Below are 234 nucleotides of genomic sequence, written 5' to 3'. Positions count from 1 at the left end.
CCCGCACGCCCACTCGGGCGCAGCGGTCGGGGCGGTGACCGGCACGGATGGGAACGTCCTGCTGGTGGGCGCACTCGGCCTCGGTTCTCCGCGCGTCGGGGCCGACGGGAACGTGCTGTGGGGCAGGGGCGAGGAGGACGTGGCCGACTGGTTCGTCGCGTACGGGCCCGAGACCCAGGTGTTCGCCGACTACGCAGACCTCGTCTCCGAGCGCCTGGGCCGGCGCTCGGGCCG

General features: G+C 75.2%; 1 protein-coding gene. It reads left to right on the top strand.

The window, feature by feature from the left end; genetic code table 11:
• Positions 1-34: 34 nt before the first annotated feature.
• On the top strand, positions 35-234 hold a 200-nt coding region (locus SB773_RS34820), incomplete at its 3' end, for a hypothetical protein (protein ID WP_410595133.1).

The organism is Bacillus sp. SIMBA_074 (assembly GCF_046534555.1).
In the GTDB taxonomy this organism is placed as follows: domain Bacteria; phylum Bacillota; class Bacilli; order Bacillales; family Bacillaceae_G; genus Bacillus_A; species Bacillus_A mycoides.
The sequence above is the reverse complement of the archived record's forward strand: the minus strand, read 5'-3'. Positions and strand labels throughout refer to the sequence as shown.